Raw genomic sequence first — 9491 nt, 5'->3', positions numbered from 1 at the left:
TCGTCGAGCACTACGGCGGCAACGACAAAGGTGTCTACAGCACGATCCACACCACGGATCAGACGCCTAACATCCCCTGGCAGCAGAACCGGCAGGTCTACAGCGAGACCGCGCAGGCCAGCGGATACCACACCTACGGAATGGATTGGCAGAAAGACAAAATCAGCTTCTACGTGGATGGGGAGTTCGTTGGCTCGCAGGCAACGCCTAGCGATATGACAGGGCCAATGTATCTGGTGGCTAACCTCGCCACGCAGAATGATGCGGACGCGGCCGGCGTCCCGATCGCGACGAGGATCGACTATATCCGGGCGTACTCCAACAACCCAAACGCCGTTGCGGTGACCCAGGATCCTGTATCGGCGCCTGATGGTCAGGATCCCGGTCTCTATGGCGCCACCAGCATTAATCATCCCCTTTCATCCAAGGTGGTTTCGACACCTACCTCAACGAGCATTGGTTCGGGCTCGGATCAGCTGATCTTCAAGATCAGCGAGGACGCCTACAAGGGCGACGCGCAGTACACCGTCTCGGTCGATGGCAAGCAGATCGGCGGCACGCTGACAGCGCATGCTGCGCATACGGCTGGGCAGTCCGACACGGTCACGGTGAACGGCGACTGGGCCGCGGGTGACCACAAGGTCAGCATCAACTTCCTGAACGATGCCTATGACGGCACTGCGAGTACGGATCGTAATCTGTACATTGACAGTGTCACCTACAATGGGACCGCTGTTTCAGGCAGCCATCTCTCGCTCATGAGTGCCGGCGCGCAGATCGTTACCGTGCATGACACCACGGCGGTTCCAACTCCTGCCGCTCCCGTGTCAACGCTGGTCTCGACACCTACCTCAACGAGCATTGGTTCGGGCTCGGATCAGCTGATCTTCAAGATCAGCGAGGACGCCTACAAAGGCGACGCGCAGTACACCGTCTCGGTAGATGGCAAGCAGATCGGCGGCACGCTGACAGCGCATGCTGCGCATACGGCTGGGCAGTCCGACACGGTCACGGTGAACGGCGACTGGGCCGCGGGTGACCACAAGGTCAGCATCAACTTCCTCAACGATGATTATGCCACCCCCTACACGCCTAGCACCGACCGCAACCTGCACGTCGACAGTGCCACCTACAACGGCACAGATGTCTCCGGCAGCAAGATCGCGCTGATGAGCGCCGGGGCGCAGACCATCACGGTGCACGACACCACGGCAATGCCGACCGCATCAACCGCGACGCCGGCCGCATCAGCTTCGACACCCACCGTAACGAGCATCGGCTCTGGCTCAGACAAGCTGGTGCTGAAGATCAGCGAGGACGCCTACAAGGGCGACGCGCTCTACACCGTCTCGGTCGATGGCAAGCAGATCGGCGGCACGCTGACAGCACATGCTGCGCATACGGCTGGGCAGTCCGACACGGTCACGGTGAACGGCGACTGGGCCGCTGGTGACCACAAGGTCAGCATCAATTTCCTCAACGATGATTATGCCACCCCCTACACGCCCAGCACCGACCGCAACCTCTACGTCGACAGTGCCACCTACAACGGCACCGATGTCTCCGGCAGCCATCTCTCGCTCATGAGTGCCGGGGCGCAGATCGTTACCGTGCATGATTATGGTCTCTTATGAGGGAGATTTAATTCTTACCTCGTCTAGGACCTGAACGCGCCAGCAAGTAGGACGTCGAGATTTCATCCGTGTACAAAATCGGATCTTAGTCGGCATTAGACTTAGACAATGTAATGACGTCGCTATATCCGGCCGTGCGACATAATGCTGATGTCATGCCTTCACCGTCTACGTTGCGACGGGCCGTTTGCTGCACCTTTGAGTAACAGACTTAGTGCAGGAGAATGAGTGTTTCTCCCAATGGCAAGCTCGTATTAAGCCTAAGCTTGTCACGCAAACATCCGTTTGAGTGACATCGATCAGGCGGAGCCGCTTCCCGCGGTGAACGACGCTCCACAAGCCGTCACTGTTCCTTTGGTTCACAAACCTACTGGTCGCGGTGATCTCGGCACAAGCAAAAAAAGGGGCTGAAGTGGGCACGGAAAACGGGGCATTTGCTCCGGCCCGAAGCCCGCGGTCGTAAACCTAGTTTACGGATTGGGAGGAATGTACGATGATTGCAGAGATGGGTTCTTAAAGCCCGTGCTCTATAAGACCTTTTATGAACTTGCCTCACAGAGCAGCTCGAGCCACCACGTGTATGAGCGGACGTGCGTTCTTAGAGTACGGATCTGCATTGCATGTGGACTGCATCATTGAGGATCTGTCGGCTGCAGGTGCCTGTGTCAATTTCCCAGAAGGCGTTTTGGTCCCAACGTACTTCGATCTTGAGGTCGGGCATAACGGTCAGAGCTACCGCGCACGGTTGATGTGGCAGCATGCCAACAAAGTCGGTGTGATGTTCCTGAAGGGTCGGGCGAATGCTCCTGAGGTGCTACCCGGCTAGCCTACGCGGCAGTTGCCGGGAACAGCTAGGAGATGTCTTGGTCAGAGTGTGCTCGCCGCGTACCAGCCAGCGCAGCGCGATCCTGCTATGCTCCTGGCAGGCCCAGGACACCCGATGCTCACCGTTACCTCGATCCTCACCCGCAGCATCATCGTGGTTGCCACCGTGGGCGGCCTCGCCGCGCTGGCGGATGGCGCGGTGCGATCTCAGCTCGAGCAGGCTGTGCGGGGCAATCTGAGCTTCGTGGGGCGTACTTCGGCGCCCGTGCGGGTCACCCGAGCAGATGAGCGCTACATCGCGAAGGGTCTCGATCGGAGCCGGCTTGGCGCGACCGTTCGGATGGTCGACGCGGACGACGCGCAGTAGCGCTTGCCCGGAGGCTAGCTGAGTGCGAGCGGGTGCAGGGACGGCGTCCCGCAGTACGCCTTCGTGAGAGGGCAACCGACATGCGTCCGGCGATGGATCAGTGTCATCGCGAAGGTGGCGGTGTAGTTTCCGGTGACGGTCACTGGCCCGTGGCAAGCCGCGCAGCGTTTCACGGCCAGGGTGTATTTCCCATGTGCGTCCGCAAGGCTGACCGCGAGCCACTGCCCGTCAACCTTCACCTCGCATTGAACCGGATCTGCAGTCGTCATGACTGACCGTGCCATGCTCGTGGAGGCCTCGCCAGCACCGCTTGATCACAAATGACCGAGGGCACGCTGGTCTACTCAGTTTCGATCGACCCTCGCTATACCGTTGCGTGACCATCTCAAGCCGCGGTTGGGACGTAGAGACAAAAATCTAGGACGCTCAGACAAGTAAGTTCCGGTCTGTTCCTGACGTTGGTGCGTTACTCACACCGCCCATGAACAGATCAGGTTCTAAAATGATGAACGGCGCCGCTCACCTAAAATGGCTGTTGAGGCGGGGGTACGCGTCGTCCGTGAAAAGCGCGATCCGCCAATCGATCGGACGGCGAAAAATGGCTGCTCAGATGCCTACAACTTCGAGCGTGCCTTGCGCGAGGCAATCCGAGGGGAACGTGGTTGCGTTCACGCCGCGTAGCGTGTCTGGCGATGATCAGACAGGCAAGGAGCTTCAAACTTCCTGAGCGGCTCTGATGCTTGATCCGGTCAGAAGCTCTGGTGGCGGGAGTGAAACACCGGTCAGACGCCTATACTTCGATCGCCACGGCGTCGAGCACGAGCGGACGAACCAAAGTCTCTCGCCTGGCTTGACGCAGCACGATGCGGGCTGCCGCTCGGGCATTGGCCGCACGCAGTTCAGCTTTGGGGGCGCCATCGCGGAGGGCCCGCCATGCCAGCGCGCGAAACCATAGTACATTGGCGAGAGCTACAGCACGACGATCAGCGGCCGGGCCGCGCTCGTGCGGGTCGGACAATCCCAGGGTCTGCATGGCATCAATCCCGAGCGGCAAAGATACGCCCGCTCTCGAACTAACCGCCTAATGACACGCGATGATAGGTGGAGCAATACTTATTTCTAACGAACCTTACGTCACGTTTCAGCAAACGTTCCTGCACACACGTAGCTCGGATCGTTTCGTGTGACCTACGCATGCTGGATTGGGCGGTCGTAAAGGTTAACCCGGCGATCTTGTGCAGTCATTTAGCCAGGAGTGTTATTAACATATCAAACCACATTGGATTGTAGAAATATTTACATAGAAACTCGTCAATTGTCAGAGCTTGATAATGAATGAAAACATGAACGAACTTGGTAAAACGCTAGAGCTGATGCAAGAATTGGCGCGAACCCTCATGCGCTCGATCCAGGCTCAGCCCGGCAGGGTCAGCACGGCCGACATGGCCGCTATTCGTCGGCTTGAAGCGGCCGCCTATAGCGGCGAGCTCTCAGAGGATCTCGCCGACGCCATCTCCGCCACGCGGCGGGCGCTAGCCCGTTTGAACGCAGGGGGCAGGCAATCGCGGCGAACGAGGTTCATCTCGGCAGCGGCGGAGTAAGGTCGCCTGATGATGCCTCGGCGCGGCCAGCTCGATCACGGGCTGGCAGGCACCTACGGCCTCACTCCGCCATGATGGCGATCAGCGAAAAGGAACCGGCGAGCGCGAAGGTGCCGGCCACGAGAAGCGCAATCAGGAGCATGGGGAAGCCTCAGCCGCCGAACGGCGACGCTTCCTCAACCCATAAGCTCCAACCCGGTTGCAGATGGGGGACTACTAAGGACAGCGATATTCGTCCATCCTCAATCCCCACCATCATCCCCGGCGGCGTCGCTGTCACTGCCGCCGAACAGCCAATCGAGCGCGCCGGCTCCGACTTCGCCGGCTGCATCCCGCTGCGGATCGCTCACACGCGGCTCGGGATGCTCAGCCTGCACCTCCGCGAACCACCGGCGCGCGAGCTGGTCGAGGGCGGTGTCAGTAAGGAGCGGTCCACTTTGAGCGGGCATTGGAAGGCTTCTTGGACGGTCGGACGGTTCGGCCCCGCCACGATCTGCTCACGCGGCGGGGGAACCCCGGATCTCACTAGCGCAGCCGATACACAACTTGGCCCGGGTGTAGGATGCTGGCGCTTGGTTAGGGTCTCATCACCGCGACAGGTACCGCAGTGTGCCGGAACGGAGCGCTGAACGGCCTCAGGCCGTCTCGGCGACCTCCGCGGGCTTCTTGCGGTCGCGGGCTTTTGGGGCCGCTTTAGGGGCCTTGGCAGCCTTGGACTTTCCCTTGGTTGCCTCGGGCGCTTCAGCGATCGTCTCGTCGGCCTCAGCACCCTTGGGAGCTGCCTTGCGCCGCTGCTGGCCGAGGCCAAGAGACCGGGCAAGCTCGGATCGCTGTGCTGAGTAGCTTGCGGCAGTTGACGGGTAGTCCGATGGCAGGCCGTAACGTGCGCGATACTCCTCCATCGTTAGGCCTGCCACGGTCACGTGGCGCTTCAGGGTCTTGTACCGCTTGCCGTCGAGGAAGGAGATCAGCGCGTCCGGCGTAATCGACTTCTTGATCTGAGCCGGAGTCGGCTTTTCAGTGCCAGCGGGCTCGGCCGGTGCTCCGTTGGCAAGGCCAGCAAAGGCCGCATGCACGGAAGCGATCACGTTCGGCAGTTCGGACACCGGCACGCTGTTGTTCGACACGTAGGCCGCCACGAGGTCGGCAGCGAGTTCGATGAAATCGGTCGGTTGAGCTTCGACTTGTTCGTCCACGGCAGCCTCCTCCACGAAAAGAGACCTATCGCTCTACGCGGTTCGCCCGATCGTCAAGTCATAACCGGACGGAAAGTACTAAAGTCGAACGGGTACCCTCATAAAACCGTGAGAACACTCCCAAAGTACGTTCACTCAGGAACTTGGCTACGCTGTCTCTGTTGCGGTTCGATGGCATCACGCAATAGAAGGCCCTCCTCTATGAACAAGCTCATCCTCGGCGCGACCCTGACCCTCGGCCTACTGCTGGGCGCGAATACAGCCACCAGGGCATCTCCCGGTGATGGTCTCGATCGCAATGCCGCCGCGACCGGCAATGGCCGTATGGGCGGAATGCACGCTGGCGCCCGGTCCGGCAGTATGATGAGCCGCCGGACGGGTGGCATGCGGATGATGCGGCGGCATCACCGTCGGCACCACCGCTAAGCAAGCGGTCGCACCGATCTGCCCAATCTTACGAGAAGCCTCTGTGGATACGGGCAACAGCCGAAGGCATCTCGCCTGACGTAGCGCTGCCGCGAGGCGTTGCGCACAAGCCAGGGCCGCCCTAACGGAACGCCCCGGCTCACCACTTCCCCACCCTAATCATTCGAGGATGCATGTAGCTCAGAGCAGGAGCGCACGATCTAGTGTCAGATATGCCTTGATCTCGGAGCGGGATCGGGAGATCTCACGCCAGAGGGGTATACATGGGACAACCTAAGTGACTGAAGAAAACCAGGGGAAGAGCCCCAGAACGCTCGCACTGGCCGGCGACATCGTGGCCGCCTACGTGTCGAACAACTCGATCCCGGCCTCTGAGCTTCCGAGCATCATCGGCAACGTGCACGCGGCTCTGACGAGCCTTTATGACGGCTCGGCGATGGCGGGTGCTAACGCCGCGACCGAGAAGGCAGAGATGCCGACCGCGGCTCAGATCCGCAAATCCATCACGCCCGATGCGTTGATCTCCTTCCTCGATGGGAAGCGCTACAAGACCCTCAAGCGCCACCTCAGTGGACACGGTCTCGATCCTTACTCCTACCGGGCGAAGTTCGACCTCCCGGCAGATTATCCGATGGTGTCGCCCTCATACTCTGAGGCGCGCTCTGCGCTCGCGAAGAACATCGGCCTCGGCCGTCCCGGGCGCACAGCCGCCTGAGCGATCCACAGGAACCCGCCGCGGTCCTGCGGCGGGCTCTCATAGATTAATGGCCGGCACCAGCGCACTGCCCATCGTCTGCCGCCGCTCGTCATCCCCTACCGCACGCAGTTCTCCGCGCCTTCCCTCAAGCGAAAGCGGCCCCTTCTCGGAGGCCGCCCACTGTGTCCGTCATGTCGATCAGATCAGATCACGGGCGCCGAGAACAGCGCGCCGTACATCGCCGCATGGCCGACGTAGTAGAGCGTGAGGAAGCCGGTGAGCGCCACCGCGTAGTAGGCCGGGGCCAGCGCCACGTCGCGGCGGCGGACGGCGCTGCGGGCGTCGTCGGCGGCGATGCCGATCAGCACTACGATGATCCCGGAATGTCCGATCGCATCGACCTTGCCGAACTCGAACACGGCGGAGACGAAGATCGCGGCCAGGATGATCGCGGCGGTGCGGCGCACCAGGGGCGTCCAGATCAGGGCGAAGGCCAGGGTGAACTCGACGACGCCGGCGGCCTTCATGAACAGCTCGGGCGAGGCGCCGAAGGTCATCTCGGGCTTGGCGGCCAGGAGCGGCGCGGTCCATTCCGGGTAGGCCCACTTCTCGACCGAGGCCCACATCAGGGTGACGGCAGCGGCGGCGCGGACCACGTCGATGGGGCGGATGCCGTAGAGGGTGCGGTCGAGGCCGGTGAGGATCAGGTAGGCGGCGACGCCGAGGAAGACCGGGTAGTCGGCCAGATGGAACGCGCCGTAGCTCCAGGTCGCGTAGCCGAACAGCACGACGATGCCGGCGCCGGCCAGCGGCAGGGTGCGGTGCCAGATCAGGCAGGCCGCAAGCGCGAGCTGGAACCACGGGATCCAGGCCGCGTCGGTCTTGAGCTCGGGGGTGAGGATGATGCCGCCGAGCGTCCAGAGCGAGACGAAGAAGAAGCCCAGCGTCGCCCGCACCAGCAATTCGGTGTCGGTGCGCAGCCGCGCGGTGACCCGGTCCAGGGCGTTGAGCAGCGCGGTGCCGAGCGGGGTGCCCTCGGCGAGGCACCCGAACATCAGGCACAGGACCGACAGGCCGACGAGCCACTCGAAATCGAGGCAGAGCACCTGCTCGAGGCCGCGGGGCTGGCCGGCGACGTCGTAGGCGCAGAACCATTTTACATGGGCGCTGGCCTCGCTGCTGGCGAGGAGCATGGCCGGCACCGCCAGCAAGACACGGGAAAGCCAAGGAAGCTGTCGCGTCGCTTGCGGAGCCATTTTCAGAACCTGGGGAAGCATCTACAGGCACTTGCCTGCCCCGCTATTTACCTACAAATCTGAGGTAAATTCTAACTAAATGTTAACCTGTTCTGCAAGACTGGTTAATAAATTTGGTTAATAAATTGACTGACTACAAAACCAGTCAAATGCGCAGGACTGCTCCATCTCTTGCTGGTAGGTGGCAACGAGGGCTGAGGAGGCGTCCGCGATGTTCGTTCTGAGCCTGATGTGTCTTGTCCTGGGAGCGACCATTGCGGGCGTTGCCCCGCATCGACCCGCACGGCAAGCGGCATTCGAGAGCATGGGTGGCTGCCTGATCGTAGGCGGCCTCTGCCTGCTCGGCGTTGGGCTACCGCTGTTCCGCTGAGAGGATGTCGCGTCTAGACGCGCTTTATGCGAGCGGAAAGACACCATCCCTTTCCATTGCAATCAATTGCGCAATTTCTCGGCACAAACAGACCTTCGTATCACGCGACACGGTTCGATAGCGTCGGAAGGTACATCTTGTGAGCTTAGGCCGGCTGACCATCAAGGGACCTTCGCAAAGCCTGCTAGGCGTCGGAAGCGGCGGTCCTGCGATGTTGGGAAACGGTCGTTTTATCGCCAGACAGATTCGGTTAAAGACCGGAATTATTCGTAAAAATATGTATTCAATTATCTGTCCGCTAATCTATTTCGCAGCCTACGATTGATTTTTAGATCACAGATTTTTGCTTCGAATATGATTCCGGTACACGGGATATTAATTTTGCTTTAGATATTGGCCTCTAGCGTTGGTTGACTGCTCAGAGTCTGCCGACAACGCTATGCTCTATTGCCCTACCCTTCCAGCCCATGTGCGGCCGATCCGAACGTTTCGTACGTTCACAACCGCCACCGAGGGGGCCGCGACGGTCGAGTTCGCGCTCGTGTCGCTGCCCTTCCTGGCGCTGGTCGGCGCGATCATCCAGATCGCGTTCGTGATCTGGGCCGGCCAGAACTTCGACCGCACCGTCCAGAACGCGGTGCGCGGCCTGTTCACCGGCCAGTTCCAGATCGCCAACAGCGGGACGACCAGCGCGGCGGTCCTGCTGCAGAAGCTCAACGACGCGATGTGCGGAACCGGCGCCAACCGGGCCTTCACGCTGTTCGACTGCTCGAGCGTGAAGATCGACGTGTCGCTGGCGAGCTCGTTCGCGGCCGGGTCGAGCGCGACGCCGATGAACGCCACCACGAGGACCTGGAACAACGGCTTCGGGACGAGCTACGCCTGCGCGAAGCCGGGATCGATCGTCGTCGTCACCGCGGCCGTCAAGGTGCCGGTGTTCTTCAGCCTGCTCGACCTCGCCCAGATGAGCTTCGCCGACGGGACGCATCTGTTGCAGTCCACGGCCGTGTTCCGCACCGAGCCGTACCAGACCACCGCCTCGACCGGATGCTGAGGGCCGGGATGGTGCGGTGTTCCCCTCTTCATAGCTCAGGCGCGTCCGAGCGGGCCTTCGCTCGG

The 9491-nt window shown here is 61.2% G+C and carries 8 protein-coding genes; 5 read left to right on the top strand and 3 right to left on the bottom strand.

Annotated elements, in window-relative coordinates; genetic code table 11:
• Positions 1-1634: carbohydrate-binding domain-containing protein (locus FV223_RS31770; RefSeq protein WP_147727359.1), on the top strand; the 1634-nt coding region annotated here is incomplete at its 5' end.
• A gap of 940 nt (positions 1635-2574) precedes the next feature.
• Positions 2575-2826 carry a hypothetical protein gene (locus FV223_RS12515; RefSeq protein WP_147727358.1) on the top strand — a complete coding sequence of 84 codons (252 nt, stop codon included), beginning with the start codon at positions 2575-2577 and terminating at the stop codon, positions 2824-2826.
• Between the two features lie 790 nt (positions 2827-3616).
• On the opposite strand, the gene FV223_RS12510 is transcribed toward FV223_RS12515, so the two are convergent.
• Complete coding sequence (locus FV223_RS12510; RefSeq protein ID WP_147727357.1) at positions 3617-3859, bottom strand: hypothetical protein; 243 nt, start codon at positions 3857-3859, stop codon at positions 3617-3619.
• Between the two features lie 298 nt (positions 3860-4157).
• On the opposite strand from FV223_RS12510, the gene FV223_RS12505 reads away from it, so the two are divergent.
• Positions 4158-4427: a hypothetical protein gene (locus FV223_RS12505; RefSeq protein ID WP_147727356.1), complete on the top strand. Its 270-nt coding sequence runs from the start codon at positions 4158-4160 to the stop codon at positions 4425-4427.
• Between the two features lie 635 nt (positions 4428-5062).
• On the opposite strand, the gene FV223_RS12495 is transcribed toward FV223_RS12505, so the two are convergent.
• Entirely contained in the window at positions 5063-5623 is a 561-nt protein-coding gene (locus tag FV223_RS12495; RefSeq protein ID WP_147727354.1) for a MucR family transcriptional regulator, read from the bottom strand.
• Between the two features lie 703 nt (positions 5624-6326).
• Here FV223_RS12495 and FV223_RS12485 point away from each other — a divergent pair.
• Positions 6327-6764, top strand: coding sequence for a MucR family transcriptional regulator (locus tag FV223_RS12485; protein WP_147727352.1), 438 nt, complete (start codon positions 6327-6329; stop codon positions 6762-6764).
• A 185-nt stretch (positions 6765-6949) separates the two neighbouring features.
• Here the strand turns inward: FV223_RS12485 and FV223_RS12480 are convergent, their stop codons facing one another.
• A complete protein-coding gene (locus FV223_RS12480) occupies positions 6950-7939 on the bottom strand; it encodes a hypothetical protein (RefSeq protein ID WP_147727351.1) in 990 nt (329 codons plus the stop codon).
• Positions 7940-8841: 902 nt separating this feature from the next.
• Between FV223_RS12480 and FV223_RS12475 the strand changes: the two genes are divergently transcribed.
• Entirely contained in the window at positions 8842-9426 is a 585-nt protein-coding gene (locus tag FV223_RS12475; RefSeq protein ID WP_281407444.1) for a TadE/TadG family type IV pilus assembly protein, read from the top strand.
• Positions 9427-9491 lie beyond the last annotated feature (65 nt).

It is taken from the genome of Methylobacterium sp. WL116 (assembly GCF_008039455.1).
Lineage (GTDB): Bacteria > Pseudomonadota > Alphaproteobacteria > Rhizobiales > Beijerinckiaceae > Methylobacterium.
The sequence above is the reverse complement of the archived record's forward strand: the minus strand, read 5'-3'. Positions and strand labels throughout refer to the sequence as shown.